The sequence below is a fragment of the Paenibacillus sp. JT22N1 genome, assembly GCF_059692155.1.
Window position 1 is genome coordinate 367,648 of record NZ_JCAUAW010000004.1, and the last position, 22,823, is coordinate 390,470.

The 22,823-nt window shown below is 44.2% G+C and carries 19 protein-coding genes; 16 read left to right on the forward strand and 3 right to left on the reverse strand.

The features are described from left to right. Position 1 precedes the first annotated feature (1 nt). The 10 genes from AC58UU_RS10750 to AC58UU_RS10795 all read left to right on the forward strand — a co-directional run bounded on the left by AC58UU_RS10750 (position 2) and on the right by AC58UU_RS10795 (position 12,977). On the forward strand, positions 2–964 hold the full coding sequence (locus AC58UU_RS10750) for a Gfo/Idh/MocA family protein (RefSeq protein WP_497315400.1): 963 nt from the start codon (positions 2–4) through the stop codon (positions 962–964). Between the two features lie 18 nt (positions 965–982). After that, a complete protein-coding gene (locus AC58UU_RS10755; protein WP_497315402.1) occupies positions 983–3,103 on the forward strand; it encodes a TIM-barrel domain-containing protein in 2,121 nt (706 codons plus the stop codon). 79 nt (positions 3,104–3,182) lie between these two features. Beyond that, complete coding sequence (locus AC58UU_RS10760) at positions 3,183–4,202, forward strand: response regulator transcription factor (RefSeq protein WP_497315404.1); 1,020 nt, start codon at positions 3,183–3,185, stop codon at positions 4,200–4,202. Further along, on the forward strand, positions 4,199–6,034 hold the full coding sequence (locus tag AC58UU_RS10765) for a cache domain-containing sensor histidine kinase (protein WP_497315406.1): 1,836 nt from the start codon (positions 4,199–4,201) through the stop codon (positions 6,032–6,034). Before AC58UU_RS10760 ends, AC58UU_RS10765 begins: the two co-directional genes overlap by 4 nt. 11 nt (positions 6,035–6,045) lie before the next feature. Then, positions 6,046–8,352 (forward strand): glycoside hydrolase family 95 protein, encoded by a 2,307-nt coding sequence (locus tag AC58UU_RS10770; protein ID WP_497315408.1) that lies wholly within the window; start codon positions 6,046–6,048, stop codon positions 8,350–8,352. Between the two features lie 105 nt (positions 8,353–8,457). Next, positions 8,458–10,353 carry a PrkA family serine protein kinase gene (locus AC58UU_RS10775; protein ID WP_171646337.1) on the forward strand — a complete coding sequence of 632 codons (1,896 nt, stop codon included), beginning with the start codon at positions 8,458–8,460 and terminating at the stop codon, positions 10,351–10,353. A gap of 151 nt (positions 10,354–10,504) precedes the next feature. Beyond that, positions 10,505–10,726, forward strand: coding sequence for a hypothetical protein (locus AC58UU_RS10780; protein WP_497315410.1), 222 nt, complete (start codon positions 10,505–10,507; stop codon positions 10,724–10,726). Beyond that, positions 10,698–11,015 (forward strand): hypothetical protein, encoded by a 318-nt coding sequence (locus AC58UU_RS10785; protein WP_497315412.1) that lies wholly within the window; start codon positions 10,698–10,700, stop codon positions 11,013–11,015. Before AC58UU_RS10780 ends, AC58UU_RS10785 begins: the two co-directional genes overlap by 29 nt. Before the next feature lie 125 nt (positions 11,016–11,140). Next, on the forward strand, positions 11,141–11,494 hold the full coding sequence (locus AC58UU_RS10790; RefSeq protein WP_497315414.1) for a hypothetical protein: 354 nt from the start codon (positions 11,141–11,143) through the stop codon (positions 11,492–11,494). Between the two features lie 352 nt (positions 11,495–11,846). After that, on the forward strand, positions 11,847–12,977 hold the full coding sequence (locus AC58UU_RS10795) for a glycosyltransferase (protein ID WP_497315416.1): 1,131 nt from the start codon (positions 11,847–11,849) through the stop codon (positions 12,975–12,977). 423 nt (positions 12,978–13,400) lie between these two features. On the opposite strand, the gene AC58UU_RS10800 is transcribed toward AC58UU_RS10795, so the two are convergent. The 3 genes from AC58UU_RS10800 to AC58UU_RS10810 all read right to left on the reverse strand — a co-directional run bounded on the left by AC58UU_RS10800 (position 13,401) and on the right by AC58UU_RS10810 (position 14,853). After that, complete coding sequence (locus AC58UU_RS10800; RefSeq protein ID WP_497315417.1) at positions 13,401–13,691, reverse strand: TetR-like C-terminal domain-containing protein; 291 nt, start codon at positions 13,689–13,691, stop codon at positions 13,401–13,403. A 116-nt stretch (positions 13,692–13,807) separates the two neighbouring features. Continuing rightward, positions 13,808–13,987 carry a hypothetical protein gene (locus AC58UU_RS10805; protein WP_497315419.1) on the reverse strand — a complete coding sequence of 60 codons (180 nt, stop codon included), beginning with the start codon at positions 13,985–13,987 and terminating at the stop codon, positions 13,808–13,810. Between the two features lie 56 nt (positions 13,988–14,043). Further along, the gene (locus AC58UU_RS10810; RefSeq protein ID WP_497315421.1) at positions 14,044–14,853 is read right to left on the reverse strand and encodes an SDR family NAD(P)-dependent oxidoreductase; all 810 of its coding nucleotides are present in this window, start codon (positions 14,851–14,853) and stop codon (positions 14,044–14,046) included. A gap of 304 nt (positions 14,854–15,157) precedes the next feature. On the opposite strand from AC58UU_RS10810, the gene AC58UU_RS10815 reads away from it, so the two are divergent. The 6 genes from AC58UU_RS10815 to AC58UU_RS10840 all read left to right on the forward strand — a co-directional run bounded on the left by AC58UU_RS10815 (position 15,158) and on the right by AC58UU_RS10840 (position 22,743). Beyond that, positions 15,158–16,435, forward strand: a complete 1,278-nt coding sequence (locus tag AC58UU_RS10815) for a glycoside hydrolase family 1 protein (protein ID WP_497315423.1) — start codon at positions 15,158–15,160, stop codon at positions 16,433–16,435. Positions 16,436–16,459: 24 nt separating this feature from the next. Continuing rightward, entirely contained in the window at positions 16,460–17,221 is a 762-nt protein-coding gene (locus tag AC58UU_RS10820) for an SDR family oxidoreductase (RefSeq protein ID WP_497315582.1), read from the forward strand. A gap of 172 nt (positions 17,222–17,393) precedes the next feature. Then, positions 17,394–18,356 (forward strand): ABC transporter permease, encoded by a 963-nt coding sequence (locus AC58UU_RS10825; protein ID WP_497315425.1) that lies wholly within the window; start codon positions 17,394–17,396, stop codon positions 18,354–18,356. Positions 18,357–18,370: 14 nt separating this feature from the next. After that, a complete protein-coding gene (locus AC58UU_RS10830) occupies positions 18,371–19,255 on the forward strand; it encodes a carbohydrate ABC transporter permease (RefSeq protein ID WP_497315427.1) in 885 nt (294 codons plus the stop codon). A 129-nt stretch (positions 19,256–19,384) separates the two neighbouring features. Then, a complete protein-coding gene (locus tag AC58UU_RS10835) occupies positions 19,385–21,142 on the forward strand; it encodes a sensor histidine kinase (protein ID WP_497315429.1) in 1,758 nt (585 codons plus the stop codon). Further along, a complete protein-coding gene (locus AC58UU_RS10840; protein WP_497315430.1) occupies positions 21,139–22,743 on the forward strand; it encodes a response regulator transcription factor in 1,605 nt (534 codons plus the stop codon). The genes AC58UU_RS10835 and AC58UU_RS10840 overlap by 4 nt, the downstream gene beginning before the upstream one ends. Positions 22,744–22,823 lie beyond the last annotated feature (80 nt).

The following is a 22,823-nucleotide window of genomic DNA, read 5'->3' on the forward strand; positions in this document are numbered from 1 at the left end:
TATGAAAGCTATACTGGTTGGTTTGGGATCTGCTGGGTTCAGTTGGTATAAACGTCTAAGAGATCAAGGATTATTAGCAGCCGTTGTTGAGGTTGATATAGCCATGAAAGAGAAGATGAAGGATGACCCGTTCCCTTTCTACACGTCACTAGAAGAAGCTTTGCAAAACGAACAGGCGGATTTTCTTGTCAATGTGACATCGCCGATGATGCACACTACTGTGAACCATGCAGCGTTTGACCGTAAGCTGGCAGTTTTATGTGAAAAACCGATTTCCTTTGATTATGAGGAATCCATTGAGGTCGTGGCTCGAGCTGCTCGGGAACACATCCCTTTTATGATCGCAGAAAATTACCGTAGGATGCCTTATATTCGTAAAATGAAACAGCTAATAGACGAGGGTGCTATCGGCACTCTTTCCTCGCTGGATATACAGTTCTACAGGTACCACCATGTGCAGCGGAGATATACCGTTAGTATCCTGGATGACATTGGTGTACATCATTTGGATATGCTCCGTTATTTAACCGGAAGAGAGGGAAAATCGGTGCAGGCCAAGCTGTACAATCCAATTGGCGCCTGGGAAGAGGAAGGGGCTATTATCAATGCTTATGCCTTCCTTGAAATGGATAATGGAATCACAGCTGCCTACAATGCCTCCATCGCTGCAAGAGGGACAGAAACACCTTGGAGCGGCAATTGGAGAATTGAAGGAACCAAAGGGGCTATGGAAGTAGTTGATAAGGAAATCCGCCTAATTCGGGACGGAGAGGTCTTGCTCGTCGATGATATAAGTGGTGTAGATGAAACGGATACACTGGCTGAATTTTTGGCATCGCTTCAGGAGGGTCGCGAAGCGGAGACAAGCGGCAGGGACTATTTGAAAACCCAAGCACTTGTTCATTACACGAAGCTGGCAAGTGAATCCGGTCAAACGAAGGCCATTGAGGTTCCAACTCTATAGATGAATGGGGAATCTAGCATGCAAATAACGAATTGGCAACAATCGGCGCCAGGCGTATGGCGCCTTACGATCGGAGAACCGCAAGGAATTACACCGCTCTCATTGATGGGCGTTCCGCCGAAAGCCGAGGCCCTGCAGCAAATGCCGCAGGTACAGCCGCCTTTTGCCTGGGAAAGTATTCAGCTTGAGGAAGCAAATGACTGTCTCATTCTGTCTATTCCGCTTGATCGTACTGAAAAGCTATACGGGACAGGCCTTCAGTTATTAAGAATGAATCAACGGGGAAGAAACCGATATTTACGTGTGAACAGCGATCCCAAGCAGGATACGGGTGAGACGCATGCTCCTGTGCCTTTTTACGTAAGCGATCTCGGGTATGGCGTTTTGGTGGATACTTCACGGATCGTTACTCTGTATTGCGGGTCAACCATGAGGCAGGAGGAAACGCAAAGTGAGGATATTCGTGATCGCAACACCGATAAGGGATGGAAGGCAACACTAGTCGCATCGCGGGTGGAGATCCGGATTCCTGTCGAAGGTGCGGACGTGTATTTGTTTGGCGGCCCATCCCTTTCGGATGTGGTGGCTAGATATAATTTATTTTGTGGTGGCGGCACACTGCCTCCGAAGTGGGGACTTGGCTTCTGGCACCGTGTTCCGACGCTGTATACGGATCAGCAAGTGCTTGAAGAAGCGGAGCAGTTCCGTCAGCACGATATTCCCTGTGATGTGATCGGGCTCGAACCCGGCTGGCACAGCCAAAGCTACCCAGTCAGTTACGAATGGGAGAAAAGCCGATTCCCTGAGCCCGAAAAATTCGTGAAAGCGTTGGACCAAAGCGGTTTTCGGGTGAACCTGTGGGAGCATCCCTTCGTATCGCCAAAGAGTGAGCTGTACGAGGAACTGAAGCCCCTTTCGGGGAGTCATTCGGTATGGGGCGGGCTTGCGCCGGATTATTCACTGCCAGCAGCTGTGGAGCTTTATAAGAAGCAGCATGAAGAGCAGCATGTCAATATCGGAGTATCCGGTTACAAGCTGGATGAATGTGACGGCAGTGACTTGACCAACAATTCCTGGATGTTTCCGGGACATGCTCAGTTTCCATCCGGTCTGGATGGCGAGCAGATGAGACAAATGTACGGGTTGATGTTCCAAAAAATGACGGCTGAACTGTTCCGCAGTAAAAATCGGAGAACGTACGGACTTGTGAGGGCTTCGAATGCCGCAGCCTCAACGATGCCTTATGTCCTCTATTCGGATCTCTATGATCACAAACAGTTTATTCGCGGTCTATGCAATTCCTCCTTCAGCGGGCTGTTGTGGACACCAGAGGTTCGCAGAGCACGAAATGCCGAAGATTGGGTACGGCGGATGCAAACGGTTTGTTTCTCACCACTCGCGATGTTGAATGCATGGGGAGATGGAACGAAGCCTTGGTCTTTCCCGGAAGTGGAAGGAACTGTCCGCCATTATATCAAGCTGCGGATGAGATTGCTGCCATATTTGTATACAGCTTTTGCAACCTACCGAGAGTATGGTATTCCTCCTTTCCGCGCAATGCCTTTCGTTATGTCCGCGTCTGAAATCGCGGAAGCCGAGGCGCTGCATGCCGAAGCAGCTGAGCAAACCTTGAATACGACAGATGCTGCTTACGGCAAGAAAAAAGTAAAAGAATGGGATGACCAATACATGTTTGGCGATGCATTGTTAGTAGCTCCACTAGTTGAAGGAGAGTCAGAGCGGGAGGTCCTACTACCATCCGGAATCTGGTATGGATTAGAGACAGGGGAACGGTATACCGGTGGATGTATCATTAGCGTTCAAGCAGGCTTGGAGCGAATTCCGGTATTTGTTAGAAGCGGGTCTGTCATTCCGATGATGCCTGCGCTATCGCATGTCCCACCCCTAGGCACGCGTGTTCCGCTTGAACTGGTTCATTTCGGTGATGGAATGGGTGAAGGAAATCTGTACGATGATGACGGGGAATCATTCGATTATGAACAAGGTAAGTTCGGTTGGTGGAAAGCGGCAGTCACGCAAAATGCAGCTGGCGTCTACTCCGGGGAACTCATAGGGACTGACGGGGAACCGACATCCTACAGTTCTGTCACGTGGCGTTTCGCACAAACTCGTTTGTGATTCCTTCCGTTGTAGAACCAATTTCCGTGAGTTATCATAATTGGATAGCGATTCTGAGAAACATAGGGGAGGTCTGGACATGCATGTACTGATTGTAGACGATGAACCTGTCATTCGCAGAGGAATGGTAAAGATGGCGGAAATGTACGCACCCACTTTCTCGAAAATACAGACGGCTGAGAACGGCGTGGCTGCTTTAGAGCGGATTCGCGCCTGCGAACCTGATCTTGTGTTGACGGATGTTCGCATGCCCAAAATGGACGGATTGGAGCTCTGCAGAATCATTCATGAGGAATTTCCTCAAATAAAGACCGTTGTGATATCCGGTTATAGTGACTTTGAATACGCCCAAAAAAGCGTGAATTATGGTGTTCGGCACTATATGCTGAAACCGGTTACCAAATCGGATGTGCATGACATGCTGGATCAATTGATCAAAAAGCCATCACGCAGCTATATGCCGCCTTCCCGTTATATCGAGTGGATCGATCAAATGGAACAACAAATATGGGCCTTACAAATGGAGGAACTAAACAGCTTAATCAGCCGCTGGCGTGAATACTGCCTATCTGCCAATTTATCGTTGGCACAGCTTAAGGAGCTATTGGATGATTGTAATGCGCTACTTGTCAAACGCTTTCAAGGTCGTAATTACTCACCTTCCTCCGTGCAAGCTCACTTGCAGGCGGATAGTGTGAAGGAAGCCCTCGAAGCGTTTGAGAAGGGTTTGTTTCAAATGGCAAAAGGACTTCAAGACGTTCGAAGCGGCAGCTTCAAAGATCCAATGGAAGAGGCCAAAGGCTTTATCGACAGCAGGTTGTCAGAAGATATTTCGCTGGATCAAGTTGCTGCGATGGTCGGATTGACACCTACCTATTTCAGTTCGCTTTTTAAAAAAGTAACGCATGAGACCTTTGTTCAGTATCGGATCAAAAAAAGGATGACGAAGGCGAAGGAAATGCTGGCTATTCCTTATGTCCGAATTGTGGATGTAGCCTCCGATGTCGGGTACGATGATTACCCCCATTTTACGAAAACCTTCAAAAAAATTGTTGGCGTTTCGCCTTCTGAATATCGCGCAGGGCTTGGTATCAAATGAAAATTAGAGGTTTAACGAAAAAACTATTCGTCTATTTTCTAATTGTCATTATTCTTTCTCTTAGCAGTGTAGGTATTTTCTCCTATATGACTTCTTCCGATGAGTTAGCGGAAATGGTTGAGAACCAAATGAATCAAATCGTCGGAAACGCGGTTCATCATACGGATCTGTATTTGAAAGACTATGAGCGCTCCATTGTGTCTATTTTGACGAACAGACAGGTTATGGAGTTTATTGATCTGAAGGCCAATCGGGAGGAATATGACTTTTTTACCTATCGGAAAATGATTCTCGAAACGAGTGTCGATCCGCTATTTATTCGCAATCCTAAATTAGCTTCTGTGTATTTGCTCAGCGATAAGCTGAATGCGGTCTATTACTATAATGGTGTGAACGAGCAGTCATTCAATGCGGAAGATAAACGGAAACAGCGAGAATATTTTCTCGCCAATACAGCGGCAGACGGAAAATTAAGTATTTTGAACCACACCATTATTGAAGGTCAAGAGAATCAAATGCTTACGCTAGTCCGTCGTATTCGAGGCTTCACCTCGCCTGAATTGAGTGGCTTGCTCGCCATTGAGATGAGATCCGCTGATTTATCTGCTTTATGGAAAGGGATTGATTTAGGGAAATACGGGTACCTGTTTATCATTGATGATAAGGGTCGCTATGTGTATCACCCCGAAGGAGTTAAAGTTGGATCAGATGTTCCGAAAGAGTTTGTGGAGAAGCTACAAGAGGCTGGGGCTTCTTCCTTTGTCGACAGCAGTGAGGGGGATCAGCGCATGTATCTAAGCCGCAAATCCGATTATTCGGGTTGGCAGCTTGTTGTCTCCATGCCTCTTCATGAACTGCGTAAACCGGTGGCTAACATCCGTTCGACAACGCTTGTAGTCGGATTATTTACACTGGTATTAGCGATCTTACTTGCCTACAGATTCGGTAAGTCGATTACGAAGCCCATTCAAGTACTTAAATCCGGGATGCGAGAGACGGAAAAAGGAAATTGGGCCACCATTCCACTCCCCTCTCACAGGGACGAAATTGTCGAACTCATGGTACGCTATAACGTGATGGTCAATCGGCTATCTGAAGCGGTTGATCGTGTGGTTCAGGTTGAATTAAGCAATTCAGAAATTCGGATGGAACGGCAGAAGGCAGAGTTTCAATCTCTTCAGCTGCAAATCAATCCTCATTTTATGTACAACACACTGGAGACGATTATCTGCTATGCCACGATTCAGGATTCAGAAGAGATATCCGAAATCGTTAAGGCACTGGCTTATATGCTGCGATACTCGGTCCAAACCAATTTGGAAGAAATAACGGTTGCGAACGAGTTGAAGCACGTTCTGTATTATCTGGTCGTACTGAGGCATAGAATTGGCCGGGAGTTCGAGATTGATGTTGCGATTAAGCCCGAATATTTGCTTCATGTCATGGTTCGGCTGACTCTTCAGCCGCTGGTCGAAAATGTATTCCAGCATGCCTTCCCGGAAGGATTGGAAGATTATCATTTCATCCGAATCGACGGAGGGGTAGAGGACGGAATCTTCTGGATCAGTGTAGAGGATAATGGTTCAGGGATATCGGAGACAAAACTTACGCAGCTCCAAGAGAAGTTGAGCACAAACAGACTGGCAGATGCTGAAATAGATGAAGCGGGTAAAAAAGGCGGTATTGGTGTGCTGAACGTTCATCGCCGAATTCAAATGGTCTATGGGGAGAATTATGGACTGAGGATTGAAAGTACGGCTGAGCAGGGAACTAAAATGATCATGGTGATGCCTGCATCGCCTAAACATTATGATAAACCAAATCTTGTATAGGGGGCATAAACTTGAACAATCGCGAGAAATTGTGGTACCTTCAGCCTGCTAAGATGTGGGTAGAAGCGCTTCCGATCGGTAACGGTCGATTAGGCGGGATGATTTTCGGTCATGTGCAAGAGGAAAGAATTCAGTTAAATGAAGATTCCATCTGGTACGGAGGTCCTAAAGATGGACTCAACCCCGATGGTTCTCGCTATTTAGAAGAAATCCGAGAGCTGCTTTTTGCCGGAAACGTCGTGGAGGCTACGCGATTAACACGAATGGCGCTCTTTTCCACACCTAAGTATTACAACCCTTATCAGCCTTTGGGAGACCTAAGGCTTTATTTTCATGATCAGAAAGGCGAAGTTGAAGATTATCGGCGAGAATTGGATTTGAAGCAAGCCACGGCTCGTACAACCTATAGGATTAACGGAGTCACTTATCGTCGTACGATATTTGCCAGCTGCCCTGATCAAGTGATGATGATTCGATTGGAGTGTGATCAGCCAGGCAAGCTTAATTTCTCTGCAAATCTGAACCGCAGACCCTTTGAGGGGGGAACCGGCGCATTGTCGGCAGATAGTATTTGGATGGGCGGAGAATGTGGGAAGCATGGTGTTGAATATGCTTGTGTGTTGAAAGCCAAATCCCAGGATGGTCATGTGTCCATAATTGGCGACTTCCTCTCTGTGGAGGGGGCTACTTCTGTGACTTTAGTACTTGCCGCAGCCAGCACATTTCGAGAGCCTGATCCATTAGCAGCATGCAAGCTTCAAATTGAGGGCGCCGATCGGTTCAACGCTGACGAAATAGAACGCCGGCACATTCAAGATTATCAGGAATTGTACAATCGGGTGAGTCTGTCTTTGACGGAAAACGATCCTTTTGATGATTTGCCAACGGATGAGCGATTGAAGCTCCTACAAGGGGATCAATCGAGTGTGGATAGCGGTTTGACGGAGCTTTACTTTCATTACGGCCGTTATTTATTGATCGCCAGCTCCCGCCCAGGATGTCTGCCCGCGAATCTTCAAGGCATTTGGAATGACAGCTTTACGCCTCCATGGGAGTCCAAATATACGATTAATATCAATACACAAATGAATTATTGGCCGGCAGAGGTTTGCGGATTATCGGAATGCCATGAACCGCTGTTCGACCATATCGAAAGAATGCAGGTCAGCGGCCGGCAAACAGCGCGGGAGCTGTATGGCTGCTCGGGCTTTGTCGCTCATCACAATACGAACTTATGGGGAGAGACACGGCCAGAAGGGTTGTTTCCGACATGTGTGATATGGCCGATGGGAGCTGCATGGCTAAGCCTGCACGTATGGGAACATTTTGTTTTTACCGAGGATATGGAATTTTTGCGGTATAGAGCGTACCCGATCTTGAAGGATGCCGCGGCTTTTTTCGTTGATTATTTGGTGGAATCGCCGGATGGACAGCTTGTGACGGGGCCCTCTGTGTCTCCAGAAAACGTGTATGTATTGGCGGATGGAACCAGAGGTGCACTGACCATGGGACCTTCTATGGATACGCAGATCATCCGTGAGTTGTTCGAGGCATGCAAACGGAGCAGCCTCCTGCTGCAGGTCGATAGTGAGCTTCATGAGCGGCTCTCAACGCTGCTGGAGCGGCTGCCTAAGCCGCAGATTGGCAAACACGGACAGATCATGGAGTGGTTGAAGGACTATGAGGAAGATGATCCAGGTCATCGGCATATTTCACAGTTGTTTGCGCTGCATCCGGGAACCCAAATCAATCCGCACCGCACACCGGAATTAGCCAAAGCAGCTGCAGCCACACTGCAGCGCAGATTGGAAAACGGAGGAGGTCATACGGGTTGGAGCAGTGCGTGGATCGTCAATATGTATGCAAGACTGGAAGATGGCGAACAATCGTATGCGCATTTGAGCCACATGCTGCGGAAGTCAACGTATCCCAATCTTTTTGATGCGCATCCTCCATTTCAAATTGACGGGAATTTCGGTGCCACGGCTGGCATTGTTGAGATGCTGTTGCAATCCCATGCTGATGAGCTGAGCTTACTTCCTGCGCTGCCTTCGGCGTGGTCTGAGGGAGAAGTGAGAGGACTTAGGGGGCGCGGCGGATATGTTGTTAACCTCAAATGGTCGGGTGGAAAACTATCGGAAGCGATCATTAGCGCAGCGAAGGCTGGTTTATGTAGAGTCCGTACACGTCAAGCAGTTCTGGTCCGCTGCGGGGAAGAAGATATCGCCTTGGGCGGGAATCAGTCAGTTGTAGAGTTTCGTGTTGAAGCTGGCAGAACGTATGAACTTTTTAGAAAGCGAGAAATCCATTACAGTTAAAAAATTTCGGGCAAGTTATCCTCCATGAGTGCATAGGATTGTAGTACACAATTCACCATCACGAGCTGACCTAGATAAGAAAGGCAGCAGTGAAAGGAGGTACCCATGGACATATTCAAAAGAATTTCGGAGCATCGTACGGAGAAGGATTCATTGAGCTGGACCGGTACGTTCGCGGAGTACATAGAATTGCTTCGCAAAAATCCTGGACTCGCGAGAACAGCGCATTCAAGGGTCTATGATATGATTGCTTCGCAAGGAATCAATGACCAAGTCGGGCACAAATCCTACAAATTCTTTAACAAAGAGATTTTCGGCCTGGATCGAGCCGTTGAGAAGCTGGTGGAAGAATATTTCCATTCCGCTGCCCGTCGATTGGATGTTCGTAAGCGGATATTACTGCTGATGGGTCCTGTAAGCGGTGGTAAATCAACCATTGTGACTATGCTTAAAAGAGGGCTGGAGCAATTTGCTAGAACTGACTTAGGGGCTGTCTATGCGATTAAAGGTTGTCCGATGCACGAGGAGCCACTTCATTTGATCCCTATGGAACTGCGTCCCGAGATCGAACGAGAGCTGGGTGTAAAGATTGAAGGCAGTTTGTGTCCTTCCTGCCAAATGCGATTAAAGACTGAGTACAATGGCTGCATTGAAGATGTTCATGTTGAGCGTGTGTTCGTTTCAGAAGAAGCGCGTGTAGGTATCGGTACGTTCAGTCCATCCGATCCGAAATCACAGGATATTGCCGATTTGACGGGAAGTATAGACTTCTCTACCATCACGGAGTTTGGTTCCGAATCCGATCCGCGTGCATACCGGTTCGACGGGGAGCTGAATAAGGCAAATCGGGGTATTATGGAGTTTCAGGAAATGCTGAAATGCGACGAGAAATTCCTCTGGAACTTACTATCTCTCACACAAGAGGGTAACTTTAAGGCAGGACGGTTCGCCCTCATTAGCGCCGATGAGCTGATCATTGCGCATACGAATGAAACCGAGTATAAATCTTTTATTGCGAACAAGAAAAATGAGGCTTTGCAATCGCGGATGATTGTTATGCCAATTCCGTATAACCTTCGGGTATCGGATGAAGAAAAAATTTACTACAAGCTCATCGGACAGAGTGATATGTCTCACATTCATATTGCTCCGCACGCGCTCAGGGTTGCTGCGATTTTCTCCATTCTTACCCGCTTGAAGGAAACTAAGAAGCAAGGGATGGATTTAGTCAAGAAAATGCGTATGTATGATGGTGAAGTTGTGGAAGGTTACAAAGAAGCGGACCTCAAAGAAATGCAAAATGAATACCAAGAAGAAGGTATGAGCGGCATCGATCCGCGTTATGTCATTAACCGAATTTCAAGTGCATTGATTCGCCAAGATCTTCAGTGCATTAACGCACTAGATGTCCTGCGTGCCCTAAAAGATGGTTTGGATCAGCATCCGTCGATTACAAAGGATGAGCGTGAGCGGTTCCTCAATTTCATTTCCGTGGCGCGCAAGGAATACGACGATATTGCCAAGAAAGAAGTGCAGAAAGCGTTCGTTTACTCCTTCGAAGAATCAGCCAGAACCATTTTCGATAACTATCTCGATAATATTGAGGCTTATTGTAATTGGGGGAAAATCAAGGATCCACTTACCGGTGAGGAAATGGATCCGGATGAGCGCCTGATGCGCTCCATTGAAGAGCAAATCGGCATTTCTGAAAATGCCAAGAAAGCATTCCGAGAAGAAATACTGATCCGCATTTCCTCCTATTCCCGTAAAGGTCGGAAATTCGATTACAGCAGCCACGAGCGGCTGCGTGAAGCGATTGAGAAGAAGCTCTTCGCTGATTTGAAAGATATCGTGAAAATAACGACTTCCACGAAGACACCGGATGAGAAGCAGTTGAAGAAAATTAATGATGTGACAAAACAATTGATTGATGAGCACGGATATTGCCCAGTATGTGCCAATGAGCTGCTGCGTTATGTAGGGAGTTTGCTGAACAGATAAAACTTCAAAGTGGAAGTAAACCGGACTTGAGGCGATGACGATCCCTCAGGTCCTTTTTTCATTTGTAAAGGGCACCGTCTACTGTCTATCACCGAATCTAGTAATCTCTCATATACTATAAGATCTTACGATAAGGGAGGTGCAAGAGATTATGATAGGCAATTCAATGAAAAAGACAGGTGCACTTCTTTTACTAGTAGTGAGCTTTCTAGCTTTTGTGATGACTTGGGAGGTGGGGTTATTATCTCCTTTGGGGGGAATATGTATAGCGGGATTTAGCTTCGGCGGAGCCATTCTGATGTGGCTGGACGTCGATGAGTCGAGGCAAGGTGCTGGCAAGAAAGATGCAAAACGAGCAAAAGCCGACCTCTGATCGCCAACAAGACAATTCCCCCCAGAAAAAATCCAACGAGCCCGGAAGATGGTCAGACGTCTTTGGATTCGGCAAAATGTTGGACAAATTACCACTTCATAAGCTTTCGGCTCGCATGGCCTACTGTATGTTTTTTGATTTAGTCCTGCTCTCATTTGTTCTTGTTCTCCGTGCTTCGGGTACTAAGGTGAATGATTTTCCGAACGCATGGGATATTCGGTTTATTGTGATCACGACAATTGTTGTTTTTTTCGTCGGACTCTGCGATATCTGGAAAGACCAGAAGTAATAAGATTGTTACAAAGCACAAGATAGTAACCGCCCAATTTTTGGAGAAGTGGTCACCAACTAGGCAATCGCACACATACAGTATTGTAGGCAGTTAACTATACGAGAATGTGAGTGATCCAGAAAATGACGAAACCAGAAGAGCAAGAATTACGGCCACCACAAGGTGGGCACGGAGGCGGTCCAGGTCATGGTGGTCCAGGCCATGGTGGCCCTGGACATGGCGGTCCTGGACATGGTGGGCCAGGATTCGGTGGTCCTGGTCATCATGGCTTCCCGGGGCATGGAGGGTTTCAGCACTTTGGACATGGTGGAGTGAACAATCTCCTGCCTTTGGTAGTAGCCCCTTATTTATTGAATGCGACACAGCCTTACTATCCATATCCATATCCATATCCAACATGTCCATGCCCATATCCATACCAGGATTATCTATGTCAATGTCCATATCCATATCCATACCCATACCAGACTTATTAATCCGGCTTTCTAGGGATTTAATCGAAATAATTTGCTTGCACTTAAACAAAGCAGAGAAACCCTCTTGTCCAGCGAGTTTCTCTGTATTTTGCTAATTTCTACTAAAAATGGGTGTATAGCACTATAGATCTTTATCAAATCTTTATAATCCTATAGGCATTGTGTAATTTTCATGCTACAATTCTATTTATACAGCGTTTACATTTGTTGCCATCTTGTTTAATAATCCTCTCGCTCCCCTTTCACAATCATTTTATATTCCAAGTCATTGTATTCATCGATACGATGGAAAAACCATCTTGGCTTTTGCTTATGAGGACTTCACTTATGCAAATCTAAGGGGGAAAGTGTGTTGAGCAATCAACCCGTTCGGATATTACATCATATTAGTGATATGAATCGTGGAGAAGCGCAAAGCTTTATTATGAATGTATATCGGCACATGGATCGATCGAAGATTCAATTCGATTTCGTTGTCCACACACATAATCCTTCAGATTATGATGAAGAAATACGAGCATTCGGTGGGAGGATATTCATCCTGCAGAAGCCTAGAGCGGGCTGGATGAGTTACATATATGAGTTAAAGTCGACGATTCAACATCACGGTCCCTTCCATGCTTTACATAGTCATACCTATGAGGCTAGTGTCTTAACTTTATTAACATCAAGACTGTTTGGCATTGATATTCGTATTGTGCATTGTCACAGCATAAGTGATTATACATATTCTTCCTCAACTACTAAGGTATCTCGATGGTTGAAGAGAAAAATGATACGGCGATTTGCCACCAATTGGGTAAGCAGCTCGATCACGGCAAGTCAGGCGCTTTTCGGGTATCAATGGTCTAAAGATAAACGCGGCAGAATGGTGCGTAATGGGATAGATGTCGGTCGATTTACAAGTAGATTACAGAAACCCAAGACGCTCCGCGAGCAATTGCATATTTCATTGGAGGAGCCAATTATTGGTCATATTGGACGGTTTAGCTCAGCTAAGAATCATACATTCCTAATTGAGATTTTTGAAGAGCTGCTGTACCGTGTGCCGAATGCGAGACTTATTTTGGTGGGGGATGGCGCATTGCGGCCTCAGATTCTAGCACTGATCGAGCAAAAAGGGATCCAAAACCGCGTACATCTATTAGGATGGCGAGACGATATTTCTGAGCTCCTTCAGGAATTTGATGTTATGGTCCTTCCTTCATTCAAAGATGGTTTACCCATGGTTTTGATTGAAGCGCAAGCGGCAGGAGTTCCCTGTGTGGTATCCGATGTTTTACCGGAAGAAGCGAATCTGAGAGCAGGTTTTTTCGCATTCGTGTGTTTGAAGCAAGACATTGCCGTATGGGTGCAATGGTTAATGAAAGCAATGCGCAGCGATCCTGTCCCGGTTGAAGAGCGAATCCGAGCGATTAGGCTAGCCGGCTATGATATTAAAGAGGTAGCTCTAGAATTAGAACACGTCTACGCTACCCAATAGGAAATAGTGAAAGCCCTTATGTTGATGACATATGAAGTCTAACGACATGAAAATACCTATTAAGAACCTTGGTAAATCAAGGTTTTTTTCTGTTTGAGGGATATTCTTGTCGTTTTTTTTACGACAAGAATATCCCTCAATAACATACGAGCGACAAGAAAGTCCCCTGAATGTGAACAGTTAGGGTTTGAAATGAGGCTATCGCCTATTGTAGTTAAAAAACTCAAAGAGAAACTGCAAAAAAACATTCATATATTTTCGGGTGCAAAGTGAGACACCAGGACCAGGCTATTTTCTCTAAAAATGTTATTTAATCTAATATAAAGTCGTTAATATATGACTACCTTCGGCCCGACTTCATTAGATCATTGTTTCCGAAAATACATCAACTGGCAGTACTTGCGTTTGCAACAAGGTGGTTTTTTATCGTGATAATGTCAGTAAAGAAAATTGTTTAGCAAGAAAACTCGGCATATACGGCATATCATTTCGAAGCCAAGCAACGATTACACCAATTAAGGCTGAAAAACCATACCATATGGCGATGTCCTTTTGAATATTTGCCGTTGAAGAACAGGGATGACACTGCGTATTTTCCGGCCTTTCAATAATCAATTCTGACAGCAACTCCAACAGCCGTTCTGTAAAAATCGGAATACGGTTAGTAGCGAGAGTGGCTTTGTAAAATATCGCGTTTTTCAGCAATATGCTCAAGAAGCTCCACTAAAAGTAAATCTCTGTCTTCTATCGGAGTCGGACTTGTTGATGTCTTGTCACGAAGAATCTCGTAAATGTCTTCGATCATTTCTTCCGAGATCTTGTCCACCATATCAGAAATATCCAAATAGTGCAGGTAAAAGGTAACGCGGTTGATCCTGGCGCGCTCTGCAAGGCGATTTTACGGTTATTTTCTCAGGATCCATTTCTTGAAGCAAGTCAACATAGGCATCCCTAAGCAATTGACGCGTACGGAGTTTGCGGGGATCTACTCGAGTCGCTTCATTATCCATTTCTATCCCATCCTTTAAAATACTGAGCTAATCGTTAATTATTGTAAAGAGTACATTTATTCCAATATTTCTGGATGAGACCATTGAGTAGGAGTAAGCTTACCAGCGCTTGAGCCAGCATCGACTGTGATTGCTGAACCACTAATGTAACGAGCTAAATCTGAGGCTAAAAATAATGCTAAATGTGCGACTTCCTTTGGATCGCCAAGCCTTCCATTCGGCGATAGCAACTTTGCATATTGTTGAATAACTTCTTTAGGTGCATTCCCCCAAATGGAAGTCTTGATGGTCCCAGGGCAAATTGCATTAACTGTAATGTTGAAAGGTGCATAATCGAGTGCAGCACTCTTTGTTAGACCTACAACGCCATGCTTGGCCGAAGTATAAATAGCCATGGAACTATTGCCTAACAAACCAGCTAAAGATGCAACATTGATTACGAATCCTGCTGACGCTTTAGACTTAAGAATCGCTTCGATTCCAAACTTCATACCCAAAAAAACACCCTTTAGGTCAATAGACGTTAACTTATCAAATTCAGATAGTGAATATTCATGAGTCGGCCTACTCTCGGCGCTAATACCGGCATTATTTACAATGCCATCTAAACGGCCATATGTTTCTATAGCAAAGTCGACCATTCCTTTTACATCTTCTTCTTGGCTAACATCTGATTTAAAGAAAGATGTCTCTCCACCCAATGATTTAATTTCTTCTACTACACGAGTACCCTTTTCGGCGTTAATATCAGATACAACGACCTTCATCCCATTTTCTGCATAGCACATTGCAATTGCCTTACCAAGGCCATCTGAAGCGCCAGTAACAATTGCAACTTTGTTTTTTACACTAGTAAAGTCTGTCATGAATAAGATCCTCCTAGGATTCAAGTAGATATAGTAATTCAGTTTTGACAGTATGACTTGTAGTTACTATTAACCTTAAGTCAATGCATGTTTTTTCACTAACGTTTTGACGACTACATTATGGTACTGCAACGACAATTTTAAAAAAGTTCTTTTTCTTTGTAGAGGCCGAGCAAGCAGGTCTCTTTTTCGTTTTAGAAAGTCGTCAAAACGTTAGGGATGAGTCGTTAGATTGTTAGTTGCGGCAATTAAATCCTTATAAAATGAGGTTGCAGCAATTAACCGAAGTTAAGGAGGAGTAGGCATGGCACATTTTCCAGAAGGTTTTTTATGGGGGGCATCCACTGCAGCACATCAGGTGGAAGGCAATAATACGAATTCTGATTTTTGGCTGATGGAAAACTTGGAGGGCTCGGTGTTCAAGGAACCGTCAGGTAGCGCAGTAGACCACTATAATCGTTTTAAAAGTGATATTGCTGAGATGGCTAGATTGGGGTTAAATTCCTATAGATTCTCCATTGAATGGGCTCGAATCGAGCCAGAGGAAGGGAGATTCGCAGCGTCAGAAATTGAACATTATCGGGAAGTTCTACTTGAGTGTAAAGAAAATAAGATAACTCCGATTGTGACTCTCCACCATTTCAGCTCACCACAATGGCTCATTCGGCTAGGGGGTTGGGAGTCGGCGGATACGCCTGCCCGTTTTGCACGATATTGTACACATGTCATGCGTGAATTAGGCGAGTTGATCCCATATGTATGTACAATTAATGAGGCAAATATTTCCATCGGGATTAAGAAGATTATGAAGCGATACGCACTCAAATCTGGTTCTCCTGGTGCACAAGTCGGCATGAATATGGAGAACATGGCGGCGCAGATGCAAAAATACTTCATGGGGCTAAGTAAAGCGTTTGGAGTGCCTCCTACTGAAGTTCACTCGTTTTTAGCTCCACGTTCGGAGGAAGGCTTGGCAGTTATCTTTCAAGCGCATGTGGAAGCGCGAGCAGCCATTCGGCAGATTAGTCCGCAAACCAAAGTAGGAGTTACCTTGTCACTCTACGATATCCAAAGTGTTCCTGGCGGTGAAGAAAACGCAAGACATGCATGGCAAGAGGAGTTTGTTCAATTTGTTCCCTACTTGCATGATGATGACTTTTTCGGGTTACAAAACTATACGCGTGCTGTATATGGACCAGATGGCCTTCTCCCCATACCTGAAGATGCAGAGACGACACAAATGGGGAACGAATTTTATCCGGAGGCACTTGGGGCAGTTGTCCGATATGTTAGCACGCATCTGAAAATGCCGATTATGATTACTGAAAATGGCATAGCAACGGATGATGATACACGACGTGTTGCTTTCATCGATCAAGCCCTGAAAGGTGTCCAAGATTGTATTGCGGAAGGATTGCAGGTTTTGGGCTATATGCATTGGTCCTTGATGGATAATTTTGAGTGGCAGCTTGGGTTCTCCAAGACTTTTGGATTAATTGAAGTGGACCGTACCACGCAGGAGCGTACCACTAAGCCTAGTGGTATCCATCTTGGGAAAATTGCTAAAGAAAACGCGATCTAAAAAGAGGAGGAAGGGGAAATGGGTATGAAACTGCAAAATAAAGTAGCGATAGTAACAGGAGCAGCTTCAGGTGTTGGCAAAGCGATTGCAGAGCTGTATGCGAAGGAAGGTGCCAAGGTAGTGGTAGCTGACCTGAATGAAGAAGCCATTTTAACCGTTGTGGACGAGATTAATCAAAATGGTGGTATAGCTACAGGCGTTGTTGCTAACGTCATGAAGGAAGAAGACATTCAGGCGATGGTGGATAGGGCTGCCGAAGCATTCGGAAGAGTAGACATTCTCGTGAACAACGCAGGAATCATGGATGGCTTCAGATTAATAGAAACGATCGAAGACGATTTGTGGGACCGGGTAATAGGCATTAATTTGACAGGTCCAATGCGTGCCATCCGCAAAGCACTTCCGTTCATGTTGCAACAAGGAGAGGGCGTAATTGTAAACATTGCGTCCGCCGCTGGAATAACTGGGGGCAAAGGTGGAGTTGCCTATACTTCTTCCAAGCATGGTCTAGTGGGGCTTACCAAAAATGTTGGTTATATGTACGCGAAATCCGGCATTCGCTGTAACGCTATTGCACCAGGCGGTGTTCTAACCAATATCATGAATTCGATGGGCAATATGGACATGGCAGCTTTACAAGAGTTCCAAAATGGAGCGGGTACTCAACGGCGCGAACCTGTAGATCCAAGTGAAATTGCTTCCGTTGCTCTTTTCCTTGCATCTGAGGATTCAAAGTTTGTGAATGGGACAGTAATCACGGCTGACGGTGGTTGGACGTCGTATTAAAGCAAATGAATGGCTGAACGGGATTTTCCCGATCAGTCTTTTTTTTCGAAGAAGCGAAAGTCGTTAAAACGTTACTATGTGGTCGTTAGATTGTTAGATAGACGGAATCACATCACTTAAAATCAAGGTAAGACATTATAGAAATAATAAACGGAAAGGAAGGGTTTCTAAGATGGAAAAAGCATCAGCAACTGTACCGCGGGCGGGTATCCCGTACAAGAAAAAGGAAAATCGTTTCCGTAAATACCTGCCACTTCTGATTATGATGGCCCCTGGACTTTTGTACCTGTTGTTCAATAATTATATCCCGATGCTCGGGATCGTCATTGCCTTCAAAAAAATAAATTTTGCTAAAGGCATTCTTGAGAGTGACTGGATTGGATTAAAAAACTTTGAGTATCTCTTTAAGACATCGGACGCATTTATCATTACCCGAAATACCATTCTTTACAATCTATTGTTTATTGTTGTTGGAACCTTTTTGTCTTTAGCCTGTGCAATCTTGTTGAACGAGATCAAAAACAAAGTATTGCTTAAGTTTTATCAAAGTGTGATCACTCTGCCGCATCTGATTTCCATGGTCATCGTCAGCTATTTGGTATATGCCCTCTTAAGTGCAGATACGGGATTCATGAATCACACAGTTCTTCCATGGTTCGGAATAAAGGATGGTATTTCTTGGTACACCGAGGAAAAGTATTGGCCTTGGATTTTAACGCTAGTTCACTTCTGGAAAAGTGTTGGCTATTCCAGCATTGTTTTCTTTGCGGCATTGCTGGGGATTGACGAAGAGTATTATGAAGCTGCTAGACTCGATGGTGCAAGCCGATTGCAGCAGATCCGACATATTACCTTGCCGATTCTAACACCAGTTATTATCATGTTGACGCTGCTCAGTATTGGAAGAATTTTCTACTCTGATTTCGGTTTATTTTATCAGGTACCTATGAATTCAGGTGCATTATTTAATACAACAGCCACCATCGATACGTATGTATTTAAAGGATTAACGGGCAATGGGGATATTGGCTTGTCCACAGCAGCAGGAGTGTATCAATCTCTCGTTGGATTTTTACTTGTTATGCTTGCAAACTATATGGTGCGACTATACAGCAAAGATAGCGCATTGTTCTAAGGAGGTAGACACCCATGAAAAAAGAGAGCAGAGGCTTGACATGGTTCAGCTATATCACGATGTTTTTGTTCACAGTCATTTGTATTCTCCCGTTCATACTGCTAATTTCCGCTTCGTTAACGGATCAAAATGATATTATAGCGTACGGCTATTCGTTCATACCTCATACGTTTAGTACGGCTGCGTATGAGTATTTATACGAACGAGGGGGAGAGATCGCCCGGGCTTACGGAGTGACAGTCTTCGTTACGGTAGTCGGAACTGTTTTAGGGGTATCCATGACGGCTCTTTTGGCTTATCCTTTATCCAGAAGTGTTACGCCATATCGCAATTTGATTATGTTTATCGTCTTCTTTACCATGTTGTTTCATGGAGGACTGGTTCCCTCCTACTTGGTTTATACACAGATCTTCCATATTAAAAATACGATCTGGGCACTGATTGTACCGGGGCTCCTTATGAACGGATTTTACGTGATGTTGATGAGAACTTTCTTCCAGACGACGATTCCTAGTGCTTTGATTGAATCCGCACAAATAGACGGAGCCGGGGAATATAGGACCTTATGGTCCATCGTGCTTCCGCTCTCGGGCCCTATATTGGCAACGATCGGACTCTTCGAATGTATCATGTATTGGAATGATTGGCAGCTAGGTATGATCTACATTACCGATCCTAAACTTTACAGTGTACAAAATCTGCTTAATCGAATCATGCAGGATATTCAATTCATAAGCACGAATATGACGAATAATGCAAGTGATGCTATGCAACAAATGCCTACAGATGCTGTAAAAATGGCTATTGCAGTCATTGGGGTCCTCCCGATCTTGGTGGCGTACCCATTCTTCCAAAAATATTTTATCAAAGGAATTATGATTGGTGCTGTAAAAGGATAAAGTGCCTGTTGGATTTTCCTATATGCTCAACGCCACAACTGACTTATTATGGTTGTGGCGTTGCCAGTTCTTATAAGAGTATGATAGATCTGAAATTTAAATTTGAGTAACAAAAGGAGCCGAAACGACATGAATACACCCGCATGGTACTGGAGACGAGCCTCATTGAGAGTTAAGTTAATCGTCAGCGTGTTCATAATGACGATGCCGCTGGTGGGGATGCTCTTATACAACAACTACTATGCTATTCATGTCGTTAGGGGTCAGGTTGCGGATTCTTATAAGAATACGTTGAACCTGTATACGGACCAGAGTGATTCTCAATTAGACGACATCGATTCGTATATGCGTACAGTTGCCGGTACAGGATATGATTTGTTATCGCTTAGCCAGGAGGCAGCTGATGGAGAGTATTACAGTGCTAAAATATATTTGTTTAACAAGTTAAGTAAGGATATTAACTTATACGATCCGATTAGTTCATTTTTTGCATATACGGAACATCGGCAAGATTTCTTAAATGTTTCTAAGAAGAATGCTTCAGCCATAAAGGAAAATGACATTATTGAAAAATATTTGATTGAATATATTCATTCTGAGTTATTTTCAAAGGGGGGTTCCTCTAAGGTTTGGAAATATGTGCAAATTAACCGAGTTAATTACCTTGTTGATATTGTGCGTGCTGGGGACACCTACCTTGGCGCTTTGATTAATACGGAGGAATTGGTAAACCCCCTTCGTTCTCTTCAAATTGGTGAAGAGGGAGAGGTTTTATTAGCCAATACACAAGGAGAACCTATTTCCAATTCAAAACTAGTAAGTGAATATAGGATTGAACTTCAACAGAAAGTAAACGAATATTATATTTCAGGCACTAAAAAGAAATTTCTTGTAGTTGGTGCTCAGTCTAATCGAGGAGATTTCAGTTTAAATGTATTGATACCCGATCATTATATATTAGCTAAGCTTCCCTATCTGCAGTCCATTGTTTGGTTTATCACGATCGCTGCATTTCTCTTTATCCCTATAGGTCTGTATGCCATGAGGCAATCTGTTTTGGTGCCACTTTATCGATTACTACGCACAATGAAGAAAGTTCGAGAAGGAGATTGGAGCAGCAGGGTAGAGCTTAGCAATACTTCGGGAGAATTTCAACTGATGGGTGGGGCGTTTAATGCCATGATGTCCGAGGTTGAACGGCTCCGAATTAACGTCTATGAGGAGCAGTTGAATAAGCAAAAGGAGGAATTACAGCGTCTGCAGCTGCAAGTCAATCCTCATTTCTTCTTGAATACACTCAATATTATTTATAATCTGGCTAAGATTAAGAATTATGATTTGATCTTGGATATGACCATGTCTTTAATCGAATATTTCCGATTTATGTTCCGGAGCAATACGTCTTTCGTACCGCTTAAAGACGAGCTTGAACATACTCGTAATTATTTAAAGATCCAGAACTTGCGTTTTCCTGAAAAATTGAAATGGACGATCCACTCACCGGATTACTTATTAGATGTCCCTATCCCTCCACTCGTCATTCAATCCTTTGTCGAGAATTCAATTAAGCATGCCGTTACGTTGGATGAACCGCTCATTATTGAGGTTCAGATTGAATTTCTGATTGAAGAGCACGGCTCCAGAATGAAAATAAGCATAAGAGATACAGGACCAGGATTTAAGAAAGACATACTTGAAAAACTGCAGGCAGGCAGAAGTGTGGAAAATGAACGTGGTGAGCAAACTGGGATTTGGAATGTGGAACGGCGATTACGACTCTTGTACGGTGAAGTCGCATCCATCGTATATGATAACGATAAAGATACCTTTGGAGCTAAAATAGAAATTATTATGCCTACAAACCCAGGATTGGAGGAAACCAGATGAATTATCACCTGCTCATTGTAGACGACGAAGTTCTGGCCATTGAAGGGGTGAAATCTGACCTTGATCTAAATAAATTAGGCATTAGCAGACTGCACACAGCTCTTAATCTCAGACAAGCCAAAGAATTATTCGTAAGGGAAAGAATCGATATTTTGTTGTGTGATATCGAAATGCCCCAAGGAAGCGGTTTTGATTTGCTGACTTGGGTGAGAGAGCATCATCCGAATACAGTGACGATTTTCTTCACAAGTCATGCTGATTTTAAATACGCGAAAGAAGCGCTTCAGCTTGGTAGTGTTGATTATTTACTAAAGCCTGTTCGTTCTGCTGACTTGGAAAATGCCATTCGAAAGGCGCAGGACATCATAAATAGAAACAGTGAGTTCAACAGAAACAGTCAATCCCATCAACTATGGCTCAAGCACCATTCCTTTATTATTGAAAGGTTTTGGGTGGACTTAATCAACCATTCAATACCCAGCCAACCCACCGCGATACGAGATCAAGTGGAATTGCATCACATTCCTATAACGGAAGAATCGGTCTTTCTTCCCATTCTCATTTCTGTCCAAAAGTGGAAAAAAGAGTTAAATCGAAGAGACGAGAAGATTATAGCGTATGCCCTTAAAAATTCAGCCGAAGAAATGATAATTGGTGACGGTTCAAATGGTATATGTTTTCACTTGGATCGGGGAATGCTCTTGTTGATTATGGTCGCAAATAGGGGGACGAATTGGGAATACGAACAGCTATTCCGAGCTTGTGAACAATATATCGATTCGTGTAACGATTATTTTTACTGTGATCTCTCTTGTTATTTTGGACACGCCGTAGAATCTTATGAAATGGCCGAAATGGTTTCAGAATTAAGGAGACAAGATCGGAATAATGTTGCCTTCGTGAACCAAGTCTATCTTCAGCATGATAACGACACCTCTAAGCCTCATGCAAAGCTGCCAGCACTCAGCATAGTCGCCTCACTTATGAAAACGGCGACGAAGGATGCAGTCGTTCATGAAGTGGAAACGATTTTGGACAGTCTCGTCAACAACCAGGGAATTAATGCTGATATCTTGCAGCAATTCAATCAAAATTTCACGCAAGTCGTATACTCCTTTCTGAACTTGAAGGGCATTGAAGCCAATCAATTATTTGGTGATGAAGAATCAAGACATATCTCGGAATCGGCGGGGCGGTCCATCATGGATATGCTCATCTGGGCTCGTCATGCTGTTAACAAAGCGATGATCCATGCAGAAGCGATCAAAGAGACAGAGAAAATAGTCCAGATCGTTAAAACATTTATCTCACATAACCTGGATCAAGATATGACACGTGAAATGATCGCAGACCAAGTCTTTTTACATCCAGATTATTTAACGAGAATTTTTAAAAAAGAGACGGGTTACGTTTTATCGGATTATATTGTAATTGAAAAAGTCAAAGTGGCCAAAGAGTTATTGTCACATACAGAGCGCCCTGTAAGCTCAATTGCATCGACTCTGGGGTACACGAATTTCTCCTATTTCACAAAACTATTTAAAAAACACGTTGGGTTAGGGCCGATGGAATATCGAAGTCAAAATAACAAAGATCAATAAGTCGTGAAAACGCTATTATGATGTCGTTTGAGTGTTAGTCGCCCACTTCATTGAAGGATATGATGAAGGTGTAAATGACT